The organism is Kocuria himachalensis (assembly GCF_054784195.1).
Genome location: NZ_BAAGPL010000001.1, coordinates 67,224 through 90,778 on the forward strand (window position 1 = coordinate 67,224; position 23,555 = coordinate 90,778).

A 23,555-nucleotide genomic window follows, 5' to 3' on the forward strand; every position below is an offset into this window, starting at 1 on the left:
GGATCGAGAGGGTTGGACGCCGGCTCTTCCGGCCGCGACCGCTCGTGACCTGACTTGAAGATTTTGACCATGCACCCACCCTAGTGATCCGCACCACGCTGAGGCATCACGTCCGCCCCTCCACCAAGAAACATGGGCTGCGGACACAGGGAACACCGTGGCAAATGGCCCGGACGATGAAGGATGGCGCGAGACGAGCACTGTTGTGGAACACCCGAGTGAGGGCCCGCGGGTGAACAGGACAGACATCTGGACGCGGGACAGATACTGTCATTTCCATAGCTCAGGTGGAAATCTCGGCTGGTGCCCACACCAGTCGATGTTCCGATTCCCATGTCATGGGCCGGTACGGCACCAATGGGTTCCGTAACCCGGGATCACGGACCCCGGACGGGGTGCCCCACCCTCTGGTAAGGGAGCCCCGGTTCGTGACCGGACTCCTTAATCTCCGTCAAGATGCCGTCGGCGGATTCGGCCCAGCATGGCCGCCCGGTGGCCTCCGCAGCGTGGACAACCACGGCGATCCGTTGTCGGCGCACCTCTGCCAGGGCCGCATTCGGGGTCTCCCGGCTACGGGGTGGAGGTGTTTCACGACCGCCGCTCGGCACCATGGGTGAGTTGCTGCTCCGCGACGTAGAGGCAGCGGTGGGTCGTTTCCCCGCACCGTGTCGATACGCTGTGCAAGTGTCATCCCGCCCCCGGGGGTGATGCCCCCGTCGTCGGAAGAGCCTGGCCGTGGACCGCATTCTGAGCCTCCTCACGTTCAACACCGTGGTGTTCCACGAGCTGTCCCTGCGCCGGCGCGTGGTGCTCAGCCAACTGCCCCTGGCCGCGACCATGGTCTTCCTGCTTGTGGGCATCGCGGTGTTCCATCCCCACGACCTGCCCCGGGCTGGGTTCCAGGGGGCCATGGCCCTGACCGCGCTGCTGAGCCTGCTGTGTGTCCTGGTGCCGTGGGAGCGGCTGCCCTATCCCTCGTTCCTGGTGATCCCGGTGCTGGACTTCGTGCCGATCACCGTGTTGCGGGAGTCCGTGGGCGCCACGCTGACCGGGGTGGGGATGCTGGCGGTGTACCCGGTGATCTGGTTGGCCGCCTCCGGCCGGATGCCCCGCACCGCGGTGCCCCTGGGGGCCGTGCTGACCCTGGCTATGGTGTGGGCCCCGCTGCTGGTGACCGGCACCCCGCTGACGGTCGACACGGTGACCGCCCCGGTGCTGATCCCGTTCATGATGCTGGGCATCGGCTACACCGTCCAGGTCCTGGACCGGTCCATGGAAGCCCACAAGGCCGCCCTGGAGGCCCAGCAGGCCCTGTTGCAGGCCAAGGACGCCCGGCTCGAGGCCCTGCTGGCCGACAGCGCACGCCGGCAACGTTTGCTGGACACGATCCTGGACACCGTCGACGTCGGGGTGCTGGCCATCGACGCCGCCGGCCACGACATCCTCATGAACCGCCGCCAGCAAACCATCCACCGGCTCGGATTACCCGAAGGCCTCACCGATGCCCCCGAAGCGCAACTGCTGCTCTTCGGCGAGGACGGTGTGACACCGATGCCTCCCGGGGACCGCCCGGCGGCCCGGGCCGTGGCCGGGGAATCGTTCTCCAACACCCTCATCCGCATCGGGCGCCCGCCCGCCCAGCGGGCGCTGTCGGTCACGACCCGGGTCATGACCGATGAGCAGCTGATCCGGGAGGGCACCGTGCTGTCCTTCCACGACGTCACCGACCTCGTGGCGGCCCTGCAGGCCAAGGACGAGTTCCTGGCTGGGGTCTCCCACGAGCTGCGCACCCCGCTGACCTCCATCCGCGGCTACACCGAGCTGCTGACCATGGACGAGGACCTGCCCGGGCACACCCGGAACGGGCTGGCGGTGATCGAGCGCAACGCCCACCAGCTGTCGGTGCTGGTGGAGGACCTGCTCGGCACCGCCGGAGGCACCCGCCGGCTGCAGCCGGTGCCCACCGACCTCGTCCCGCTCGTGGTCCAAGCCGTCTCGGCCGCTGAACCGCGGGCCACAGAGACAGGCGTGGACCTGCGCATCCAGGCCCCGGCCACAGTAGAGGTCCAGTGCGATCCGATGCGCATCGGCCAGGTCCTGGACAACCTGCTCTCCAACGCCATCAAGTACTCCCCTCACGGGGGACCCGTCACCGTCCGGATCACCGGGGCCGAGGACACCGTGCAGGTACAGGTCACCGACCAGGGCATCGGGATGACCCCGGAGGACACCGAGCAGGTCTTCGGCCGGTTCTTCCGCAGCCCCGGCGCCCGCATGTCAGCCATCCCCGGGCTGGGACTGGGCCTGAACATCGCCCAAGACATCGTGACCGGACACCACGGGACCCTCACCTGCACCAGCCGGCTGGGCCAAGGCACGGTCTTCACCATGACCCTCCCCGCACACATCCACCACCCATCACCCCAGACAGACGGGACTGTTCTGCAGCCCGCCGCCGGCAGCGGCGAAACGCCGGCCTAGGCCCCAAGACCGCCGTACAGAACCAGACCCAGCGCTCCTCCCGGCAGGGAAGGGCGCCTCGCCTGCAGCTCCACCTCTACCCGGCCATATGTAAAGCAATCTGCACAGAGGATCTGGAAAGGGCTTGTAAGTGTCGTCGTCCCAACCACGACGACGAACGGCTCTCCGCCCACGTCGAGGCGATGGTCAACGGGGCGATGATCGGGCTGATGCCCCGCAGACCCGTCTCCGCCCCTGGTAGGCCACCAAGGCCCCATCACTACTTTCCCGACACGTTCCAACGGCCTGGAAGCTGGCCACGTTCAGCCGACGTGCCAGTGGCGGCGAATGAGCTCCTCACGGATACTGTCGTCTTGTGCGAGCTCCCCGACCGGGGTGGCGTCGTCGGTGTCGCGTAAGCCGCCGAGCACGGCGTCGATAAGCGCGCCGGGGAAGACGCCGTCGGCCTCGAAAATCTTGCGCTCGGCCTCCAGCGCCTCGGCCGACTCCGCGCAGGAGGTGGGCAGTCGCTGGAAGTCATCGTGGTTGGCGGTGCTGAGCCGCTCGGCCAGCTCCAAGCTCCCGGGATCACTGAGCCCGCGCTTGGCCGCGACGGCCATTCCGGCCAGGAGCAGGTGTACGTCGGCCGAGCCGTCGCCGAGCCGGAGCTCGACGGTCTGCGGGTGCGTGGCGGGTTCGGGGATGGGCTCGGCGTTGCCAGGATTGGCGTGGGCGACCATGTCGACCAGCACGTCCCCGCCCCAGGCCAGTGGGACCCGGACCAGACCGGTGCGGTTCTTCTCACCCCAGCAGATGTCCTCGGGGGATTCGTCACCGTCGGTGAATCGCAGGTAGGACGTGGGGACCGTGTTGCCGAACGCGGTCAGCGCCCTGGCCGCCGAGAGGTAGCCCGCGATCAGCCGACGCCCGGTGTCGTTGAGCCCCTCCTGGCCGACGATGGTGCTCACACCGTGGCGCACCAGCCGGCTGTGGATGTGCAGGCCGTTTCCTGCGCCCTTGCCGCTCACCAACGGGGCGAAGGTCGCCTCGAGACCGTGGGCGTGGGCAACCTCGCGCACCACCCACTTCGCCAGGACGAGGTGGTCGGCCGCCTGCTCCAAGGGCACGGGTTGGAGCTCGATCTCGTGCTGCACCAGCTGCCGGTCGTCCTCGAGGATGTTGCCGACCTCGCCGTGGGCATACTTCAACGCCACCCCCATGGCGCAGAGGTGACCCAGCACCTGCTCCCGGACCCGCTGGCCCTTCGAGAAGGGCCCCGACTCCTGATAGCCGCGCTCCTCCTCGACGGGGTAGATCCGCTCGGGCTCGTCGAGGAGGTAGTACTCCAGCTCGCCGGAGGCTTCCAACGTCATACCGGTCTCCTGCGTCAGCACCTCCGCAGCTCGGCGCACCACCTGCTCGCGCGCGTAGGACAGCGGCTTGCCGACCTCATCGTAGAAGGCGCACAACACGTCCAGCGAGCACCGCGCCCCGAAGGGGTTGAGGAAGGCGGTGCGGTGACGCGGAACAATGTAGACGTCGCTGTTATCGGTATCGGTGCCGGCAAAGACACTGGAGCCATCCACACGCTCGCCCCGCGTCAGCACCTCGACGAGGTGCTCGCGCGAATTAATGGGAAAGGCCAAGGTCTTCAGACGCCCGTCACCGCCAACATAGCGCAGGTTCACCTGGTGCAGCCCCAGCTGTTCGGTTGCCCGCACGAGGTCCCCGCCGGTGAAGTCGGCCGAGGGCTTGCCGAGCAGGCGGACGATCGGGTGGGGCTCGAACGCGTCGATGGCCATACTCCGTTCTACCAGCGTCAACGTGCGTTCTACCAGCGTCAAGACGCAGAGGCCCTCCCGAGAGCGACCGGTCCTGCGAGAAGCGCTGGCCGCGTGTCGAACCGGTGACACCCGGGGCGTGACCAAATTTGACCGACCTGACCTACAGGGCGGCCGGGGAGGATGTTGCTGTGCCTGCTCCCTATCCCGAAGGGTTCCGTGACGACGTCATGCGTCAGGCCCGCAACCGCGAGGACGGTGTGCCATTGGCGCAGATCGCTAACCTCAACTGCAACGCCGCCCTCGTATGCAGTGTCCGGTAGCTGGCCATATGTAAAGCGGGGGCGGTGGCGGGGCAGCTACCGGTGGGTCGTGGAGGCCCCGGTGCGGGCCCTCCAGCGGGTGGAGGAGGCGGTGCTCGTAGCGGTGCCGGTGGCCATCGCTTCCGGTGTTGGTGTGGCCCGGTGCACGGGTGATGCCGGGGTGTCCGTGCGGATACGTCTGGTAGGCGAGAGTTGCGCCGCCGCCTATCGTACGAACCCGGCGCGGCTGTCGCGCACGGTGCGGGTCCGGTGCCAGGGCTCAGGCGGGTCGTTGCCGGCCCAGTGCGAGCCGGCGGATAGCGCGCACGGTCCCGGCGACGATCCGCTCCAGCGGGCCTTGCCCGAAGGCCTGGTGCCAGAGAAGGGTGAAGACCAGCGCGGCCCCGACGTGGATGAGGAACCACCGGGGCTGGTCGTAGTGCACTTCGGCGGACAGGCCCAGCAGGTGGGCGGAGTACACGGTGAGCGTCATCGAGCCCATCGCCGACAGCGGCAGCAGCCAGCGCGTCGTGGCGCGGGCTAGGAGCAGGCAGCAGCCCAGCACGGCCATGGCTGAGCCCAGGCCCAGCAGCAGGGCCGGTGGGGTGTTGGTGTAGGGCCCGGCGATTCCCAGCCACCACCAGGTGGTGGTGGGCAGGGTGGGGTCCGGGCCGAAGGCGATGATCTCGTCGATCAGCTCCTCGTTCAGGCCCGGGGTGCGGGCCAGCAGCTGGTCATAGCCCCCGGCCTGGAGGATCAGCACCCAGTAGGTCAACCACCCGGTCAGTGCCAGCATCACCCCCGAGGCCAGCAGGGCCACCTGGATCTGCAGGTCGGCCAGATCCAGCCGCCCGATCGCCACCCCGGCCAGCAGATAGGCCAGATACGGCAGCGCCGGGAAAGTCCCGGTCAGCAACAACTGCCCCGCGCTGGCTCCGGGGTTGCCCACCAGGTCCAGCACGGTCGGGTTGTACCGCTCGATGACCGGCAGGACCTCGCGCAGCAGGTGCATCAGCACCGGCCCGGCCACCAGGAAGAACCCCGCCCAGGCGAACAGCGCCCCCGCCGATAGGGACAGGAAGGGGATCGCCAGCACGAAGAACACCCCGTAGTAGACCAGGATGTTCACCGCCGGGACCTCCTCGAGGGTGGTGCCCGGGAGGATCTCGTTGATCGCCAGGCCCAGGCCCGCGATCAGCAGCGCGCGCACTACCACCCCCACCCGGTCGGCGGTCATCGCCCGTCCGGTGTGCCGGGTGCGACCACCGGTGGAGAAGGCCAGGCCCACCCCGGCCAGCAGCGCGAACAGTGCCGCCGAACGGCCGGCGAAGACCGTCCACTGCGCGGTGGGCTCGAACGTCACCGGATCCCACGAGGGGAGGATGTGGATGGCGATCATCCCGATCAACGCCACCCCGCGGGCGGCGTCGATCCCGATCAGACGACGCCGGCGCGGGCCGACCGCGGCGCTGCTCGCCCCGGTGACCGTTGGTTGTTCCGCCCCCGGGGAGGCGGTCGCGCCGGCACCGGTGGCTGTCCACGGGGCGCTATGTAACGGGTGCCTGGAAGTATCCGTCATGACGAGCTCTGCCCCCTTGTGCCGCACCGGCGGGCCCCCTGCCCGCCGCACCGGAACACCACCCCCGGCGCTCTTCACTTGAGCAAAGGCAGATAAGGCTGAGGCATGCGCTTCCTATGCATGTCCTGTGAGGAGTGCATAGGGGCGGTCTGTGCGGTAGGAACCGCGCTCGGACAGTCCTTTCGGTGCCGTACCCGCAGGTGAGTCGGGCAGGGTGGTGTACGGGGGTAGCCCGGTGATCGTGTCATCACAGACGTAGGCGGTCACCGTCCTCGATCAGCCGCAGCGCGTTGCGGATCTGAAAGATGGTGCAGGCCCGCCCCCAGTTCATGGCCGGTAGCCGGCCATGTGTAAAGCCTGGCGTAGTGGAGGTCTTCCCTGACTGGTGTTCACCTGTGGTGGGCGTGGTGCAGCACAGCGCGGCGGGTCGTTTCCACGCTGGTGCTGATTACCCGCTCCAGCGGTCCCGGACCTAGGGCTGCTCGGTGCCAGGTCCGGGCGAGCAGCGCTGCGACTACCAGGTGCAGGAGGTACCACAGGGAGGGCTGGTCGTAGTGGGCCTGGAAGGACAGCACCAGCAGGTGAGCGGCGTACAGGCTCAGGGCCATCGCGCCCAGCGCCGACAGCGGCAGCAACCACGCCCCGAACTTGTCGGTGACCAGCAGGCAGCTTCCCAGCACCAGCAGTCCCACGCCCAGGCCGACAACGACCGTCCACGCGGTGTCGGTGGGCGCGGGGATGATCGACGGCCACCACGTCGTGGCGGCGGGCAACACATCCGGGCCCCCCACCAACACCTCCCCCAGCCCTTCCCCGCCCATTCCGCCGGTGCTCAGCAGCCGGTCGTACCCGCCGAAGGCGTCGGACACCACGGAGACGGTCTGGGCGCAGATCACCAGTGCCGCTCCCCCCACCAGCACACGGACCTGGATCCCCGTGTCGCGCAGGCGCATCCGCCCCAGGCCCAGCCCGACCAGCAGACAGGTCATGTACGACAAGATCGGATGACTGCCGGTGAGCAGCAGCTGAGAGATCGCGCCCGCGGCCGCGCTCACCCCGTCGGCGGACGTGGGGGTGGAAAAGGTGTCTGCGGGCACGACGTCGGCGATGGCCTGCATCAGCAGCGGGCCCACGATCCACATGAGTGCCGCGCAGACGAACAACGCCGTCGCCGGCAGGTGCAGGAACGGGATCGCCAGCACGAGGAAAATCGCGTAGTAGATCAAGATGTTGTCCGCCGGGGCGTTCTCGGGCATCAGTGCCCCGATCCCCAGACCCACTGCGGCGATGAGGATCGCCTGCACGGCCACCCCCACCCGATCGGCAGCCAGCCACCTGCCCCGGTGCGGGAACCGCCCCCCGGAGTCGAGGGAGAGTCCCACCCCGGCCAGCAGGGCGAACAGCGCCACCGGAGCCCCCGAGACCACAAGGTGCCACCAGGTCAGGTCCTGGGTCTCCTGGTCAGAGGCGGGCAGGAGGTGCACCGCCAACAGCCCGATCAGCGCCAGCCCGCGAGCCGCGTCGATGCCGTCCCACCACCTCGAGTACCTGCCGGCACCACCGACGGCACCCGCCAGGACAGGCCCCTCCGTTCTAGATGTCCAACTCATGATTGCCTCGATCTCCGGAGCGGGCCCAGGATGTGCGGCCCCAGCCCCCGGGACCATCCTGTGCTCAGGATCTCTGCTGCACCTGTCGCTGCCGTTGAGAAAGCCTGTAGGTTCCATATGATTTTGCGAACCCCACCGCGCACATCAGCAAAATCTCCGCCGCACCCGCCCAGCACGCCACGGTCACCGGACGGATCCACCAGTCGATGCGCAGGTCCCCGTACGTCAACGGCCCGATGACGGAGAAACCACCGTGGCACTCCAGTCATTGACGACCGATCGCTCACATGGTGGTCGGCACCGGCAGCTCCCGGATCCGCCGGTACAAAGTGGCCCTCGACATCCCGAGGTTTCGGGCGACCTGGGTGGCCGGCTCCCCACCATCAATGAGCCGCAGCGCGTTGCGGATCTGGGAGTCGGTGAACGTCTGACGGCGCCCGCCCAGGTCCTTGCCCGCGGCCCGCCGCTTGGCCACCGAGTTGGTGATCCGCTCCCGCTTGATCTCCAGCTCCATCTGCGCCAGAGCAGCCATGACGGTGAAGACCATCGAGCCCATCGGGGTGGCGGTGTCCACGTCTCCCCCACCGAGGTTGAGCACCCGCAACCCGGCACCTCTGCCCCGCAGCGCCTCGGCGAAGGTCAGCATGTTCTGCGTCGACCGCCCCAACCGGTCCAACGTGGTGACGACCAAGGTGTCCCCCGACTCGAGCGCAACCACCGCACGGTCGAACTGCGGACGCGACGCACGGCCTCCAGACACTCCATGATCCACTTAGAGGTCATCGCTCCGCACACCCGCGCCCAGCAGGTTAGACACTTGACGGTCTGCTTCCTGCTGCCGCGTCGACACCCTGGCGTACCCGATCAGCTTCCCCATGCCCACCTCATCTGTCTCGCAACCAACGTTGAGTATCCGATTCTAGGGGCATGGATAAAGCACAAGGATGCAAGACACCAAGATCCGCGGAATCATGCGGGCGCACATTTTCCCGACGAGACGTCTCGCATCCCATGGCTTAGGGCACTCTCGCGTATTGGCTCTTCGGCTTTATGGACGGGACGCCCCGGTCGCCCCGTTCAGGCGGTCACAAGGTGAACGCCAGGGCGGCCAGGGCGCCCGCAATCAGCACCAGTCCGATGACGGCGGGGATGGATCGTTGTTGAACGCGTTCAGCACCGAGGCGCTCGTACACCCGCTGCAGCGGGCCCGTGATGCGTCCGCGCCAGACCAGGCCCGCGACGAGCAACACGAGGCACGGCAGGCAGTACACGAAGGCGTACAGGGCCAGCACGGTGACGCCGACACCGGTGGGCACTTCAGCGGCGTTCAGGCGTTCGATGGCCACCAGGTAGGGGAAGGCGTTGGGCAGGTCCGCGCCGGTGGCCAGCACCCCCAGAGGTCCTGCAGTCCAGGGACTGAACCATCGCGGCAGGACCACCGCGGGACGCGTGCGGGTCCGCAGTCGTCGAGCAGCGATGATCAAAAGGATGAGGGCGGCCAGCAGCAGTGCCCCACGGCGTACCCACACGGCAGCACTCTGTACGACCTGACCCAGTTCCCCGCTGCCGATGAACACCCCCGTCCCCGCCGCGAACACCACGAGGTAGGCACCGGTCACGTAGGCCAGTGCGGTGCTCGCCGGGCGCGGCACCGGGGCCAGCAGGATCAGCGCCACCCCGGCGATCGTCGCCGGATTGAGGGAGTCCAGGACGGCCAGCCCGGCGATCGCGGTGAGAAGGCCAGTCGTCAGCATGCGACGATGATACCTCAAATGAGACGGTCACGTCTCACGCGGATATGATGGGGCAATGAGCAACGCCCCCGCCTCCCCGTCCACCCCCTGGCGCCCGGTCTCTCCCGACCAGGTCTTCGTCGATGCTGCCGCTGCCGCCGCCGCGCGACACCTGGCACTGGCGCCGGCGGCGTCGATGCAGGAGCTGGCTCGGGCCGTGGGCGTCAGCAGGGCGACGCTGTTCCGGCGGTTCCCCTCCCGCGCCGCGCTGATCGCCGAACTGTGCCAGTCGGCAGCGCAGGCCTACGTGCGGGCGGTGAACGAGGCGGCACCACACGACGGCCCGCCGACGCAGGCCCTGGCCCGGGTGGTGGAGGGCCTCGGCCGCTTGGCGCCAGTGGTCGGCCTGCTCGGGCTGCAGCCACTGGGTGAGCACTTGGAGGCGTCGCTGCTGGCCCAGACCGCACAGGCCGAGGAAGAGCTGCGCCGACTGGTCCGGCGAGGACAGGAGGGCGGGTACTTCCGCGTCGAGGTGGACCCGGAGTGGTTCCTGGCGATGCTGACCTGGCTGATGGTCGGTGCGGCCGACAGCGTGCGGTTGGGGCGGCTGACCGCGAACGCCGCTCACCGTCACCTGTCCGAGACCCTTGCCGCGGCCCTGCTCCGTCCTGACGAGTTGCATCACTTCACCGTGCGGACGCCGCCGGACTCGCGCAGGCGGTGAACGCGGAGACCTCGAGTCTGCGGCACCTTCTGTTGCTGACACTCCACCCCGTCTTGAGCGCAGGATCACCGCGCCCTCATGGATTCGACCGGTGCTGGCCATGACGTTCAGGACCGACCCGACCGGCCTGATCGACGAACGGCTCCACCGTGGATTCCTCCCGCGGCCCTGTCGATCGCCGGCTGACAGCCAGCTCGTGCGCCATCGCCGATGAGCTGCCGAAGCCGGCAGGCTCACACCCGATTGCCCTGGTACGCCCCGACGCCGCTGACGCCGCTGCTCAACACCCGTGCGGGTCGGGATGACCCCCCAAAGTTCCGGAGAGCCGCACCACCATGCCCCTCCGTCCCGCGACCGCACATGGAAGGACGGGGAGCCTCGAGGAGGCTCCCCGTCCTGCTGTGCGAATGTCAGTTGCGCGAGCTGCCGGTGTTCGTGCCCTCGCCGGAGTCGTCACGGTGGTAGAGATACTCGTTGCCGTGCTCGTCCTTCTCCACGTAGAAGTGCTCCTGGACCTCCTGGTACCACGTCTCCGCGGCCTCGCTCATGCGCTCGCCCTCCTGCGCCTGCGCCAGGCGGTCCCCCGGCCCGTAGACGCGCATCGCGATGGCGTTGAGCCGGTCGAGGATGCGGTGGTGCTGCTCGCCGTCCCGGTTGGTGTTCTGCCTGTTCCTCACCATGACGTCCCCCGTTGCCCGCTGTGATGGTGCTCACCAGTCTAGCGCTCGGGCGTCGGCACGGACCGAGCCCACCGGCCGGTGACGTCGCCGCCCGCGGCCGGTCGGGGGAGCCCGCGACGCGGCGTCCGGTGCCGGTGCCGGATGCTCTCCGGGCGGCGCCTCAGCCCTCCGGCGACGGCGACGGCAGGCGCGGCTCCACGTGCCACTCCCACCACGCGTCCACGCGGTCGAGCAGCCGGTGCACGGAGCCGTCGTTGACCAGCACGGTGCTGGAGACGGCCGCCCGGTCCTCGTCCGTGGCCTGGGCGGCGATCCGGGCGCGGGCGTCCGCCTCCGTCATGCCGCGGTCCTCGACCATCCGCCGCACGCGCTCCTGCGCCGGGGCCTGGACGGTGAGGACGAGGTCGAAGCGCCCGTGCTGGCCGGTCTCCACGAGGAGCGGGATGTCCTCGACCAGGACGGCGTCCTCCCCCGCCGCGGCCGCGAGCCGTTCCGCCTCCGCGCGGACGAGGGGGTGGATGATCGCGTTGAGCTTCGAGCGCGCGTCCGGGTCAGCGAACACGCGGGTGCCGAGCGCGGCCCGGTCCAGGCGCCCGTCCGGGGTCAGCACGGAGGGGCCGAACTCCTCGACGATCCCCTCGAGGCCCGGCCGGCCCGGTTCCTGCAGGGCCCGCGCGATCGCGTCGGCGTCGATCACGGTGGCCCCGAGCTCCATGAGCCGCCGGGAGACCGTGGACTTGCCCGAGGCGATCCCGCCGGTGAGGCCGATGGTCAGCATGGGACCATGCTATCGGCCGGCCCGGCCGGGCCCCGCCGGGCGCTCAGGACTCCCCGGCGCCGGCCACGGTGGTCATGACGTCCGGCAGCGTGCCGGGCCCGTGCGCCCGCTGCACCCGCAGCCAGCGGTACCCGTAGCCCTCCAGGGCCAGCCCCGCCGAGGAGTCGGCGTCGAGGGTGCACGTCCCGTTCCCCAGCAGGTCCAGCAGCTCGGTGCCCTCCGCCTCGTCCGGCAGCCGCCGGGGCACCGTGGTGGGCTCCGCGGAGAGGTTGTGCAGCGCCACGACCGCGGAGCCCTCCCACGAGCACCGGTGGGCCAGGACCTCCCGGCGCGGTTGGTCCAGGACCTCGGCGGGGCCCCACGCCAGCTCGGTGCACTCCCGGTAGCGGCGGGCCAGACCGGTGACGAAGTGCAGCAGGGAGTCCGGGTCCCGCTTGGCGTCGGCCAAGTTCACGTTCGCGGGCCCGAACTCCCCTTCGACGACGGGACCGGAGAGGTCCTCGGCGTCGGCGGAGGAGAAGCCCCCGTTGCGCCCGGGGGTCCACTGCATGGGCGTGCGCACGGCCATGCGGCCCTCGGCGTCGAGGTTCTCGCCCATGCCGATCTCCTCGCCGTAGTACAGCACCAGGGTGCCCGGCAGCGAGAAGAGCAGCGAGTAGACCATCCGGATGCGCAGCTGGTCGCCCTGCAGCATGGGCGGCAGCCGCCGCGTGAGGCCCCGGCCGTAGACCTGCATGCGCTCCTCGGGCCCGAAGGCGGCGAACACCTCCTCCCGCTCGGACGCGGAGAGCTGGTCGAGGGTGAGTTCGTCGTGGTTGCGCACGAAGTTGGCCCACTGGGCGTCCTGCGGGATGCGCGGCCGGTTCTTCAGGGCGGTGGCCAGCGACCCGGCGTCCTGGCGGGCCAGGGAGAGGTAGAGGTTCTGCATGGCCACGAAGTCGAAGATCATGGTGAGCTCCCCCGCGTCCTCCGTGCCGAACAGCTCGAGCTGCTGCTGGTAGGGCAGGTTGACCTCGCCCAGCAGGGCGGCCCGGCCGTTGCGGCGGTTCGCGAACCTGCGCAGCGAGCGCAGGAACCCGTGCGGGTCCGTGAACCCGCCCTGGTTCTCGAAGTCGTCGCCCTGCTCGAGCGCGAGCAGCTGGGGGATCCCGTCCACGCGGAAGCCGTCCAGGCCCAGGTGCAGCCAGAACCCGACGACCTTCGCGATCTCGTCCCGCACCTTCGGGTGGGAGAGGTTGAGGTCCGGCTGGTGGCGGTAGAAGCGGTGCAGGTACCAGTGCCCGGTGGCCTCGTCCCGGGTCCAGATGCCGCCCTCCTAGTCGGGGAACACGGCTTTCGCGGACGTGTCCGGCGGCTCGTCCTCCCGCCACACGTAGTAGTCGCGGTACGGGCTGTCCGTGCGCGAGCGGGCGGCCCGGAACCACGGGTGCTGGTCGGAGCTGTGGTTGACCACGAGGTCCGCGATGACCCGCAGACCGCGGTCCTGGGCGGTGCGGACGAGCTCCACGAGGTCGCCGAAGCTCCCCAGACGCTGGTCGACGCCGTAGAAGTCGGTGATGTCGTACCCGTCGTCCCGGTTCGGCGTGGGGTAGAACGGCATGAGCCACAGGCAGGTGACGCCCAGCTCCGCCAGGTAGTCCACCCGCTCGGCCAGCCCGGCGATGTCGCCGACGCCGTTGCCGTCCGTGTCCAGGAACCGCTCGACGTCCACGCAGTACACGACCGCCTGCTTCCACCAGAGGTCGGAGGTGTCGGCGATGCGCATGTCTGCTCCCTCGTCTGCTCCCCGGGTGGTGGCTGCTCCCCTGTCCAGCACCCCGCCCCGGTCCCGTCGAGGGCGCGGGGGCCCGGCCTAGAGTGGGGAGCATGGACCCGGACCCCCTGCTCAGCCGCGCCACCCGGTACACGACGCTCGCCGCGGGCACGGAGGCGGTGGCCGAGCTGGAGATCAAGCGCTCCCGCTTCCTGGCGGTGCTGCGGCGGGCGTCCACGGAGGCCGAGGCCAGGGCCCTGGTCGAGGAGCTGCGGCGCGGCTTCCACGACGCCCGCCACCACTGCTCGGCGTTCGTCCTGGGGCCCGACCGGGACGTGCAGCGCTCCTCGGACGACGGCGAGCCCGCCGGCACCGCGGGCCTGCCGATGCTCGAGGCCCTCGTGCTGCGCCGCACCGCCACGGACGCGGGAGGAGGGGACGTCACCGACCTCTCCGACGTGAGCGCCGTGGTGGTCCGCTGGTTCGGCGGCACCCTGCTCGGCGCCGGCGGGCTGGTCCGCGCGTACTCCGACGCCGTGTCCCAGGCGCTCGACGGCGCGTCCCTGGTGGAGCGCCGGCGGCAGCGGCTCTACCGGCTCCCCGCTTCCCACGCGGACGCGGGCCGGATCGAGAACGAGCTGCGCTCGGCCGGGACCACGGTCCTGGACACCGTCTACGGGGCGGCCGGCGCGGAGCTGGGCCTCGCCCTGCCCGACGACGACGCCGCCGTGGCCGCGCTGCGATCCCGCGTGGCCTCGCTGACCTCCGGCGCCGGGGTCCTGCGGCCCGTCGGCACGGACTGGGTCGACGGGCCCGCCGGGGGCCCGCGCTGAGCCGCGCCCGGGCAGCTTCACGGCCCCGGGCAGCACGACGGCCCCCGCCCTTCGAGGGGCGGGGGCCGTCGTGGTCAGTGCCGTGCGGAACGGCCTGGCGGTGCCTGTCGGATCAGGCTCCGGTCAGCTTCTCGCGCAGGGCGGCCAGGGCCTCGTCGGAGGCCAGGGTGCCGGAGTCGGCGGCCGGGGCCTCGGAGGAGTAGCTGGTCGGGGCCGGCGCGGACGAGGAGGAGGACGACGAGGAAGAGGAGGACGAGGAGCTCGTCGTGCCGCCGGCTGCGGCCTCGGCATCCTCGGCGATCGACTTCCGGACCTGCTCCTTGTGCGCCTCCCAGCGCGACTGGGCGTCGGCGTACTGCTGCTCCCAGGCGGCGCGCTGGGTCTCGTAGCCCTCGATCCACTCGTTGGTCTCGGGATCGAAGCCCTCGGGGTACTTGTAGTTGCCCTGGTCGTCGTACTCGGCGGCCATGCCGTACTGGGCCGGGTCGAACTCGGTGGAGTCCGGGTCCACGCCCTCGTTGGCCTGCTTGAGCGACAGCGAGATGCGGCGGCGGTCCAGGTCGATGTCGATGACCTTCACGAACAGCTCGTCGCCCACGGAGACGACCTGCTCGGCCATGTCCACGTGGCGCTGGGCCAGCTCGGAGATGTGCACCAGGCCCTCGATGCCGTCCTCGACGCGCACGAACGCACCGAAGGGGACGAGCTTGGTGACCTTGCCCGGCACGACCTGCCCGAGGGCGTGGGTGCGGGCGAACAGCTGCCACGGGTCCTCCTGGGTCGCCTTCAGCGACAGGGAGACGCGCTCGCGGTCCATGTCGACGTCCAGGACCTCGACGGTGACCTCCTGGCCGACCTCGACGACCTCGGAGGGGTGGTCGATGTGCTTCCAGGACAGCTCGGAGACGTGCACGAGGCCGTCGACGCCGCCCAGGTCCACGAAGGCACCGAAGTTGACGATCGAGGAGACCGTGCCCGTGCGGACCTGGCCCTTCTCGAGCTTGTGCAGGAAGTTGGAGCGGACCTCGGACTGGGTCTGCTCGAGCCACGCGCGGCGGGACAGGACCACGTTGTTGCGGTTCTTGTCCAGCTCGATGATCTTGGCCTCGATCTGCTGGCCGATGTACGGCGCGAGGTCGCGCACGCGGCGCATCTCGACGAGGGAGGCCGGGAGGAAGCCGCGGAGGCCGATGTCGAGGATGAGACCACCCTTGACGACCTCGATGACGGTGCCGGTGACGACACCGTCGTCTTCCTTGATCTTCTCGATGTCGCCCCAGGCGCGCTCGTACTGAGCCCGCTTCTTGGACAGGATCAGGCGGCCTTCCTTGTCCTCCTTGGTGAGGACCAGAGCCTCGACCTCATCACCCACGGTCACGACCTCGTCCGGGTCGACATCGTGCTTGATGGACAGCTCGCGGGACGGGATGACGCCCTCGGTCTTGTAGCCGATGTCGAGAAGGACCTCGTCGCGGTCGACCTTGACGACGGTGCCCTCGACGAGGTCGCCGTCGTTGAAGTACTTGATGGTCGCGTCGACAGCGGCGAGGAAGTCCTCGGCGGACCCGATGTCGTTGACGGCAACCTGCGGGGTGGTGGTGGTCATGTAGTAGGGGCTCCGATGTGGATAGTTTGTGATCAGTCGGAACGGAGATTGTCCGGCCGGACCGCGGCCGTTCCGAAGGATTGCTGGACAGGGCACGTGCAGAGCACGCACCGGGTCAGTCTACGGACGGAGGAAAAGGGGCGCAACACGCGACCCGCCGCGCCGCCGCGGCTCAGAACTGCGTGACGCCGTACGGGGCGGTCGGGGTCTCCATGAAGTCCTGCAGGTCCCGCAGCGCGGCCTCGTCCCTGGCCACGATCAGCCCGGCCTGCGCGAGGGTGCTCGCCTTCACCGCCCCGAGGTACAGGGACCCGAGCACGTCCACCCGCATCGCCACGTCGGCCCCGTCGGGCAGCTCCACCGCGGGGACCGAGCGCCCGGCGTCGTCGTCGGCCGTGCGGGGCCGGTCGCCCAGCCGCTCGACCACGGGCGTGCCGCCGGTGGTGTCCAGCGCCCAGAGGCCGTCGGCGTAGCCCATCGAGTCCACGAGGGAGATCACGATCCGCCCGCGGAAGGTGTAGGGGCGCGCCACCAGCGCGGCGGCGGGGTCCAGGACCCGCACCCACACCTTGTCGGACTCCGCGGTGACGCGGTACTTGGCGCGGTCCGCCATCGCCCACACCAGCGGGTCCTCCACGGGGGCGCGGCCGAAGCGGACCTGGTCCACGAGGTCCAGGGAGGTCACGAACTCCCACAGGGCGATCGACACGTCCGGGGAGGCGCCCACCAGGTCGATCACGGTGAGGGTCAGCGGGTAGGAGGTGTTGGGCTCGAACCGGTAGGTCACGTAGCCGTCCGGGCGCATCGTGTCGTCGTAGTGCACGGCGCAGCGCACCTCGGGGTCCGCCTTCTGCGGGGTGATGGCGTACTCCCCCGTGTACTCGGGCCAGTGGTAGGCCACCCGGCTCACCGATCCGTGCGAGCTCTCGTGGAAGCGCTGGAAGAGCACGGGGGCGAGCTGGCGCACCGCCTCCCCGTCGGCCATCTCCACGCTGCCCACGGTGGGCGCCTTGAGCTGCAGGCGGGTGGTGGCGTCCACGGTGACCTCGCGGTTGAACGTGGCCGCGCCGAAGCCGAACCGGCCGTAGATGGTGGCCTCGGTCGCGGTCAGCAGCGCCACGGGGTAGCCGTCCCGCCGGGCGCGGTCCAGCTCCCCCGTCATGAGCCGGCGCAGCAGCCCGCGGCGGCTGTGCGTGGGCCGGACGGTGACCTCGGAGATCAGCCGGGCGCGCAGCAGCCGGCCGCGGCCCGCGTTGAGCGAGCCCTCCCAGGAAGTGAAGGTCGCCACGGGCCGCCGGGTGGGCAGCGCCGCCTCCGGCACGGCGTGGGGGTACGCCGCCCGCAGCCGCACCCGCTCGGCGTGCATCCAGGACAGGGTGCGCTCGAGGGTCTCGTCGGTCGGCTCCGCCTGGTGGAAGCCCTGGCGGATGGCCCGCACCCACTCCACGGCGGCCGGGTTGGCCGCGACGCCCCCGGGGCTCACGCCGAACTCCGCGAAGGTGTAGTCGTGCCCGCCGGCCGAGTAGGACTCGGTCACGGTGCCGGGGGTGGACGGTGTCGTCGGAGCGTCGTGCTGCGGGTCCATGGTGTGTTCCTCGTTCGCGGTGGGGTCCGGAGGCGTGCCGGCGGGGGCGCCGGTCCGGCCGGTCAGTGGGCCGCCTCGTGCCAGGAGCGGCCCGCGCCGACGTTGACCTCCAGCGGCACGGACAGCTCGGCGGCGCCGCCCATCTCCTCGCGCAGCACCCGCTCCACGGTCTCGCGCTCCCCGCGGACGACCTCCACCACGAGCTCGTCGTGGACCTGCAGGAGCATCCGGGAGCCGAGCCCCTCGTCGGCGAAGCGCCGGTCCACGCCAAGCATCGCCTTCTTGATGATGTCCGCGGCCGAGCCCTGGATGGGCGCGTTGAGGGCGGCGCGCTCGGCCATGGAGCGCAGCTGCCGGTTGTCGCTGGAGAGGTCCGGGAGGTAGCGGCGGCGGCCGTCGATCGTGGCCGTGTAGCCGTCCTCGCGGGCCTGCTCCACGACACCGCGCAGGTAGTCGCGCACCGCCCCGAACCGGGTGAAGTAGTCGCTCATCAGGGTGCGCGCCTCGTCCACGGGGATCCGCAGCTGCTTGGAGAGCCCGAAGGAGCTCAGCCCGTACACCAGCCCGTAGCTCATGGCCTTGACCTTGGAGCGCATGGGCGCGCTGACCTCCTCGGGGGCCACGCCGAAGATCTTCGAGCCGACGAAGCGGTGCAGGTCCTCGCCGCTGCGGAACGCCTCGATCAGCGCCGCGTCCCCGGACAGGTGCGCCATGATGCGCATCTCGATCTGGGAGTAGTCGGCGGTGAGCAGCTGATCGTACGCCCGGCCGTCCTGCGGACGCCCGACCACGAACAGCCCGCGGATGCGGCGGCCCTCCTCAGTGCGCACGGGGATGTTCTGCAGATTGGGGTTGGTCGAGGACAGCCGGCCGGTGGCGGCGACGTTCTGCATGTACGTGGTGTGCACGCGGCCGTCCTCGGCGATGGCCTTCTGCAGGCCCTCCACGGTCTGGCGGAGCTTGTTGGCGTCCCGGTAGGCCAGCAGGCCGGCGAGGAATCGGTGCCCCTTGGAGTCCGGGTCGGTGCGGGTGAGCAGCTCCGCCACGGCGTCGGCGTCGGTGGTGAAGCCGGACTTGATCTTCTTGGTCTTCGGCAGGCCCAGATCCTCGAACATCACCTGCTGCAGCTGCTTGGTGGAGCCGAGGTTCACGGGCTCCTCGATCTGGGCGTGCGCCTCCTGCTGCGCCTGCTCGATCACCCGGGCGAAGTCGTCCAGCAGGACCTGGACCCCCTCGGGGTCCACGGCGATCCCGGCGAGCTCCATCCGGCCCAGCACCACGGCCAGGGGCAGCTCGAGGTCGGCGAGCAGGGCGGTCTGGTGCGTCTCGGCCAGCAACTCCCGCAGGTGCTCGGAGAGCTGGACGGTCGCGACCGCCAGCTCCGCCTCCCGCCGCAGCACCGCCGGGGCGGGCCAGGGCTCGGCGTCCAGGGCGAGCTGCTGCTGCCCCTCGGCGGCGGACCCGTCCGCGGCGGGCGCCACGACCAGGCCCAGCCGGTCCTCGAGCAGCGCGGAGAGCTCGTAGCTGCGCCGCGCCGGCTGCAGCAGGTAGGCCGAGAGCTGGGGGTCGTCCACGACCCCGGCCAGCGGCAGTCCGCGCACCGCGAGGGACTTCCAGACGTCCTTGAGCCCGTCCACGATCTTGGGCCGGTCCGCGTCGGCCAGCCAGCGGGCCAGCGCGGACTCCAGCGCGGAGTCGGCGGCCGCTAGGTCGAGGAACAGCGCGGACGGCTGGTGGCCGCCCCGGGCGAGGACCACTCCGGAGAGATCGCGGGCCCCCGGGAGCACGGGGTCGTCGTCACGGTGCAACGCGTGCAGCACCACGGGGCCCGGCCCGCCGGCCAGCCACCGCTCCAGCTCCTCGGCGGTGCCGGGACGCTCGACGTCGCCCAGGCCGAGGTCCGCCGGCGGCGCGGCCTCCTCCGCGGGGCGCCCGAACGCGTCGAAGAGCCTGTTGCGCAGGCCGTCGCCGAACTCCAGGTCGTCGAATACCTCCTGCACCGCCTGCGTGTCGGGCACGGGCAGACCGGCGTCGGCGAGGTCGATCTCCAGCCCGAGATCGGTGACCAGGCGGTTGAGCCGCCGGTTGCGCTCCACCGCCGCGCGGTGCTCGCGCAGCGCCTCGCCCTTCTTGCCCTTGACGCGGTCCGCGTGCGCCAGGATCGTGTCGACGCCCCCGTAGGCGAGGATCCACTTGGCCGCGAACCCCGCGCCCACGCCGGGGATGCCGGGGAGGTTGTCGGCCTGCTCGCCGGTCAGGGCCGCGAGGTCCGGGTAGTGCTGGGGCGGCACCTTGTACTTCTCCACCACGGCCGCGGCGTCCATGTGCTTGAGGTCGGACGGGGTGCGCCCGGGGTAGACCACCGTGACGTGCTCGTCGATCATCTGGAAGGCGTCCCGGTCCCCGGAGAAGACCAGCACCTCGTAGTCCTGCTCGGCGCCGCGGCGGGCGAGGGTGGCCAGGACGTCGTCGGCCTCGTGTCCCTCGGCGGTGACCACGGGCACGCCCAGGGCGTCGAGGATCCGGCGGATCTGCGGGACCTGCCCGTGGAACTCCTCGGGCGTCTCGTCCCGCCCGCCCTTGTACTCCACGTACTCCTGGGAGCGCAGGGTGGGTCCCTCGAGGTCGAAGGACACCACCAGGTGCGTGGGCTTCTGCTCCCGCACCAGCTTCACGAGCGTGTTCACAAAGCCGTAGACGGCCTCGGTGTGCCGGCCGTCGGAGGTCACGAACGCCGGCCCGCCGCCGTACTCCGCGGCTCGGGACAGCGCGAAGAACGCGCGGAAGGCCAGGGAGTGGCCGTCGACCAGCAGCAGCTTCCGGTCGGGCCGGGAGACCGGGAGGGGGATCTCGACGTCGACGGGGTGGTCGGTGTCGGTCCCGACGGTCACCGTGCGCACGGCGGTCCCGGGGCTCGTGTCGGTCTGCGTCTGCTGCGTCGTTTCACTCACGGACCCATCCTAGGGCCCGCGCCGGACCCGGGGCGGGCGGTCCGCCGAGGCCGGGCGGGTCAGCCGGTGCGGTCGGCCGGCGCGCTCAGGTGACCTGGTTGATGATGGCCTCGGCGACCTCCCGCATGGACAGCCGGCGGTCCATCGAGGTCTTCTGGATCCAGCGGAACGCCTCGGGCTCGGTGAGGCCCATCTTGGTGGTCAACAGCGACTTCGCGCGCTCCACGAGCTTGCGGGTGGCGAACTGCTCCTTCATGTCCGAGACCTCGCGCTCGAGCGCGGCGATCTCCTCGGCCCGGGAGATCGCGATCTCGATCGCGGGCACGAGGTCGTCCACGGTGAACGGCTTGACCACGTAGGCCATGGCTCCCGCCTCGCGGGCCCGCTCGACGAGCTCGCGCTGGCTGAAGGCCGTGAGCAGGACCACGGGGGCGATCCGGTCCGAGACGATCTGCTCCGCCGCGGTGATCCCGTCCAGAACGGGCATCTTCACGTCCATGAGCACGAGGTCCGGGCGGTGCTCGCGCGCGAGCTCGACCGCGCGCTGGCCGTTGTCGGCCTCCGCGACCACCTCGTAGCCCGCGTCCCGGAGCATCTCCACGATGTCCAGGCGGATCAAGGTCTCGTCCTCGGCGACCACCACCCGGCGGGCCGGGCGCAGGTCGTTCTCCGCCGACTCGCCGGACAGGTCGTCCCAGGCCTCGGGCTCCTCCGCCGGGGCGGGGTTCGGCTGCTCCGTCACGCTGACTCCTTGGCTGCTGGTGCGTCGTTGCCCGCGCCGCGCGGGCAGCGGGGCCGGCGGCGCCCGACTGCCCGGCACCGCGCGTTCCGTCCGATCAGCCCCAGCCTATAACTGTTGTAGAGTGGTCGAGCGCAGGAGCCGCCCGCCCCGGCGGCGCGGACTGCGACCGCAGGCCCAAGTGGCGGAATTGGCAGACGCGCCGCACTCAAAATGCGGTTCCCCTGGAGTGTGGGTTCGAGTCCCACCTTGGGCACCAGCACCCCGGACCGGTGGTCCGGGGTCTTCTCGTCCCACCCCCGTGCCGTCAGCCCGCGGCGTCCCGCTCCCGCACCAGGTTCGTGACGCGGGCCGTGGACAGCCGCCGCCCCCGGTCGTCGGTCATCACGACCTCGTGGACGGTGAGCGTGGCGCCCAGGTGCAGCGCCGTGCACGTGCCGGTGACCATCCCGGAGGCCACGCCGCGCTGGTGCGTCGCGTTGACGTCGACACCCACCGCGTACCGTCCCGGCCCGGCGTGCACGCTCGCCGCGGTCGAGGCGAGCGTCTCGGCGAGGACGCAGTGCGCTCCCCCGTGCAGGATCCCGCCCGGCTGGGTGTTCGGCTCGACCGGCATCGTGGCGACCGAGCGCCCGGGCGTGAGCTCCGTGAACCGGATGCCCATCGCCCGGGCGAGCCCGCCCATCCCGTGCCCGGGAAAGACGGCGTGCAGCTCCTCGGGGACGCCGTGCTCGCGCAGGTCCCGGGAGTGCTCCTCGGGGGTCATGCCCGCGGGGCCGGTCAGCTCTCCCGCCACGGTCCCACGCGCTCGCGCCGCTGCCCGCCGGAGAGCAGCTCGCCGGCGTCCGCGACGTCGCCCACGCGGTGCACCTTGACGAGGTTGGTGGTACCGGCGACCCCGGGGGGCGAGCCGGCGCAGATCACGACGAGGTCGTCCTTGCCCGCGAGCCCCTGCTCCTGCAGGTGCAGGTCCACCTGCCGGGTCATCTCGTCCGTGTGGTCGACCTTCGCCACCTGGATGGGCTGCACGCCCCACAGCAGGGACATGAGCGCCGTGACGAGGGGCTCCGGGGTGAACGCCAGAATCGGGTGGGCCGGGCGCAGCCGGGACAGCCGGCGGGCGGAGTCCCCGGACTGGGTGAACGTGCACAGGTAGCTGACGTCGAGCTGCCGGGCGATGGTCACCGCCGCACGGGTCACCGCACCGCCGCGGGTGCGGGGCTCGGTGCCGAGGGCCGGGACGCGCTCGAGGGCCTGGGACTCGATGGCCTCGATGATGCGGGCCATCGTCTCGATGGTCTCGATCGGGTACTTGCCCACCGAGGTCTCCCCGGAGAGCATGACCGCGTCCGCGCCGTCGAGCACCGCGTTGGCGCAGTCGGAGGCCTCGGCCCGGGTGGGCCGGGGGCTGTCGATCATGGACTCGAGCACCTGGGTGGCGACGATCACGGGCTTGGCCCAGCGCCGGGCGAGCTCGATGGCGCGCTTCTGCACGATCGGGACCTGCTCCAGCGGCAGCTCCACGCCGAGGTCCCCGCGGGCCACCATGATGCCGTCGAACGCGTCGATGATCTCGTGCAGGGAGTCGACCGCCTGCGGCTTCTCGATCTTGGCGATCACCGGCAGCCGCCGGCCCTCCTCGTCCATGATCTCGTGCACCCGCACGATGTCCTTGGCGTCGCGCACGAAGGACAGGGCGATCAGGTCCACGCCGCGGCGCAGCGCCCAGCGCAGGTCGTCCTCGTCCTTGTCGGACAGGGCCGGGACGTTCACGGCCACCCCGGGCAGGTTGATGCCCTTGTTGTTGGACACGGGCCCGCCCACGACCACCTCGGTGGTGACGGTGGTGTCCGAGACGGCGGTGGCGCGCAGGGCCACCCGGCCGTCGTCGATGAGCAGCGGGTCGCCCACGTTCACGTCACCGGGCAGGCCCTTGTGCGTGGTGGAGCACAGGCTCGCGGTGCCCTCGACGTCGTCGACGGTGATGGAGAACTCGTCGCCGGGCAGCAGCTCGTGCGGGCCGTCCGCGAAGCGGCCGAGGCGGATCTTCGGTCCCTGGAGGTCCGCGAGGATCGCGACCGTCTGCCCGGCGTCGGCCGAGGCGCGCCGCAGGTTCTCGTAGGACGTGTCGTGCACGGAGTGGTCGCCGTGGCTCATGTTGAGCCGGGCCACGTTCATGCCGGACCGGATCGCCTGGGAGAGGTTCTCGTACGAGGAGATGGCCGGGCCGATCGTGGCCACGATCTTTGCTCGTCGCATGTGTGCCGCCTTGGGTCGAGGGGTGCCACCGGGGAGGACGTGCACAGCACTGCGGCCGGGGGCTCCGTCGCGCAGGACACGACGCAGCTCCCGGCCGCACTGCCTGGATGTCCGCCCTGGGGCGGGAGGTCGTCCCCAGCCTACCAACGCCGTCGCCGGTGTCGAGGCGGCGGGGCGGCCCT

Annotated in this window: 15 protein-coding genes, 1 tRNA gene and 2 pseudogenes; 4 read left to right on the forward strand and 14 right to left on the reverse strand. The window is 70.7% G+C overall.

All coding sequences use genetic code 11. The annotated features are described in order from the left end of the window. The first annotated feature begins 735 nt into the window (after window positions 1-735). Complete coding sequence (locus tag ACYVM4_RS00370; protein ID WP_460667297.1) at window positions 736-2,481, forward strand: sensor histidine kinase; 1,746 nt, start codon at window positions 736-738, stop codon at window positions 2,479-2,481. A gap of 302 nt (window positions 2,482-2,783) precedes the next feature. Here ACYVM4_RS00370 and ACYVM4_RS00375 read toward each other — a convergent pair whose 3' ends face one another. From ACYVM4_RS00375 to ACYVM4_RS00395, 5 genes and pseudogenes are all read right to left on the reverse strand, one after another. Next, window positions 2,784-4,262, reverse strand: a complete 1,479-nt coding sequence (locus ACYVM4_RS00375; RefSeq protein ID WP_460667298.1) for a glutamine synthetase beta-grasp domain-containing protein — start codon at window positions 4,260-4,262, stop codon at window positions 2,784-2,786. Between the two features lie 561 nt (window positions 4,263-4,823). Further along, window positions 4,824-6,122: a heparan-alpha-glucosaminide N-acetyltransferase domain-containing protein gene (locus tag ACYVM4_RS00380; protein WP_460667299.1), complete on the reverse strand. Its 1,299-nt coding sequence runs from the start codon at window positions 6,120-6,122 to the stop codon at window positions 4,824-4,826. Between the two features lie 389 nt (window positions 6,123-6,511). Continuing rightward, window positions 6,512-7,732, reverse strand: coding sequence for a heparan-alpha-glucosaminide N-acetyltransferase domain-containing protein (locus ACYVM4_RS00385; RefSeq protein WP_460667300.1), 1,221 nt, complete (start codon window positions 7,730-7,732; stop codon window positions 6,512-6,514). 283 nt (window positions 7,733-8,015) lie between these two features. Further along, window positions 8,016-8,609 (reverse strand): annotated as a pseudogene (locus ACYVM4_RS00390) (recombinase family protein). Window positions 8,610-8,817: 208 nt separating this feature from the next. Further along, a complete protein-coding gene (locus tag ACYVM4_RS00395) occupies window positions 8,818-9,486 on the reverse strand; it encodes a GAP family protein (RefSeq protein ID WP_460667301.1) in 669 nt (222 codons plus the stop codon). A 55-nt stretch (window positions 9,487-9,541) separates the two neighbouring features. Between ACYVM4_RS00395 and ACYVM4_RS00400 the strand changes: the two genes are divergently transcribed. Beyond that, window positions 9,542-10,189 carry a TetR/AcrR family transcriptional regulator gene (locus ACYVM4_RS00400; RefSeq protein ID WP_460667302.1) on the forward strand — a complete coding sequence of 216 codons (648 nt, stop codon included), beginning with the start codon at window positions 9,542-9,544 and terminating at the stop codon, window positions 10,187-10,189. Window positions 10,190-10,599: 410 nt separating this feature from the next. Here ACYVM4_RS00400 and ACYVM4_RS00405 read toward each other — a convergent pair whose 3' ends face one another. The 3 genes and pseudogenes from ACYVM4_RS00405 to ACYVM4_RS00415 all read right to left on the reverse strand — a co-directional run bounded on the left by ACYVM4_RS00405 (window position 10,600) and on the right by ACYVM4_RS00415 (window position 13,412). After that, a complete protein-coding gene (locus ACYVM4_RS00405) occupies window positions 10,600-10,869 on the reverse strand; it encodes a hypothetical protein (protein WP_368823363.1) in 270 nt (89 codons plus the stop codon). Window positions 10,870-11,029: 160 nt separating this feature from the next. Further along, the gene (gene coaE, locus ACYVM4_RS00410; protein ID WP_368823364.1) at window positions 11,030-11,647 is read right to left on the reverse strand and encodes a dephospho-CoA kinase; all 618 of its coding nucleotides are present in this window, start codon (window positions 11,645-11,647) and stop codon (window positions 11,030-11,032) included. Window positions 11,648-11,690: 43 nt separating this feature from the next. Beyond that, a pseudogene (locus tag ACYVM4_RS00415) lies at window positions 11,691-13,412 on the reverse strand (alpha-amylase family protein). 101 nt (window positions 13,413-13,513) lie between these two features. On the opposite strand from ACYVM4_RS00415, the gene ACYVM4_RS00420 reads away from it, so the two are divergent. Further along, a complete protein-coding gene (locus ACYVM4_RS00420; protein WP_460667303.1) occupies window positions 13,514-14,233 on the forward strand; it encodes an IMPACT family protein in 720 nt (239 codons plus the stop codon). 112 nt (window positions 14,234-14,345) lie between these two features. On the opposite strand, the gene rpsA is transcribed toward ACYVM4_RS00420, so the two are convergent. The 4 genes from rpsA to ACYVM4_RS00440 all read right to left on the reverse strand — a co-directional run bounded on the left by rpsA (window position 14,346) and on the right by ACYVM4_RS00440 (window position 21,063). Beyond that, window positions 14,346-15,839: a 30S ribosomal protein S1 gene (rpsA, locus tag ACYVM4_RS00425; RefSeq protein ID WP_368823367.1), complete on the reverse strand. Its 1,494-nt coding sequence runs from the start codon at window positions 15,837-15,839 to the stop codon at window positions 14,346-14,348. A 172-nt stretch (window positions 15,840-16,011) separates the two neighbouring features. Then, window positions 16,012-17,424: a GNAT family N-acetyltransferase gene (locus ACYVM4_RS00430; RefSeq protein ID WP_368823369.1), complete on the reverse strand. Its 1,413-nt coding sequence runs from the start codon at window positions 17,422-17,424 to the stop codon at window positions 16,012-16,014. A gap of 62 nt (window positions 17,425-17,486) precedes the next feature. Beyond that, window positions 17,487-20,375: a DNA polymerase I gene (gene polA / locus ACYVM4_RS00435; RefSeq protein ID WP_368823370.1), complete on the reverse strand. Its 2,889-nt coding sequence runs from the start codon at window positions 20,373-20,375 to the stop codon at window positions 17,487-17,489. Window positions 20,376-20,460: 85 nt separating this feature from the next. Then, complete coding sequence (locus tag ACYVM4_RS00440; protein WP_368823372.1) at window positions 20,461-21,063, reverse strand: ANTAR domain-containing response regulator; 603 nt, start codon at window positions 21,061-21,063, stop codon at window positions 20,461-20,463. A 226-nt stretch (window positions 21,064-21,289) separates the two neighbouring features. Between ACYVM4_RS00440 and ACYVM4_RS00445 the strand changes: the two genes are divergently transcribed. Then, window positions 21,290-21,373 (forward strand) — tRNA-Leu (locus ACYVM4_RS00445). Between the two features lie 48 nt (window positions 21,374-21,421). Here ACYVM4_RS00445 and ACYVM4_RS00450 read toward each other — a convergent pair. Both ACYVM4_RS00450 and pyk read right to left on the reverse strand, forming a co-directional pair. Beyond that, the gene (locus ACYVM4_RS00450) at window positions 21,422-21,880 is read right to left on the reverse strand and encodes a PaaI family thioesterase (RefSeq protein WP_460667389.1); all 459 of its coding nucleotides are present in this window, start codon (window positions 21,878-21,880) and stop codon (window positions 21,422-21,424) included. Between the two features lie 14 nt (window positions 21,881-21,894). After that, entirely contained in the window at window positions 21,895-23,373 is a 1,479-nt protein-coding gene (gene pyk, locus ACYVM4_RS00455) for a pyruvate kinase (protein ID WP_460667304.1), read from the reverse strand. Window positions 23,374-23,555 lie beyond the last annotated feature (182 nt).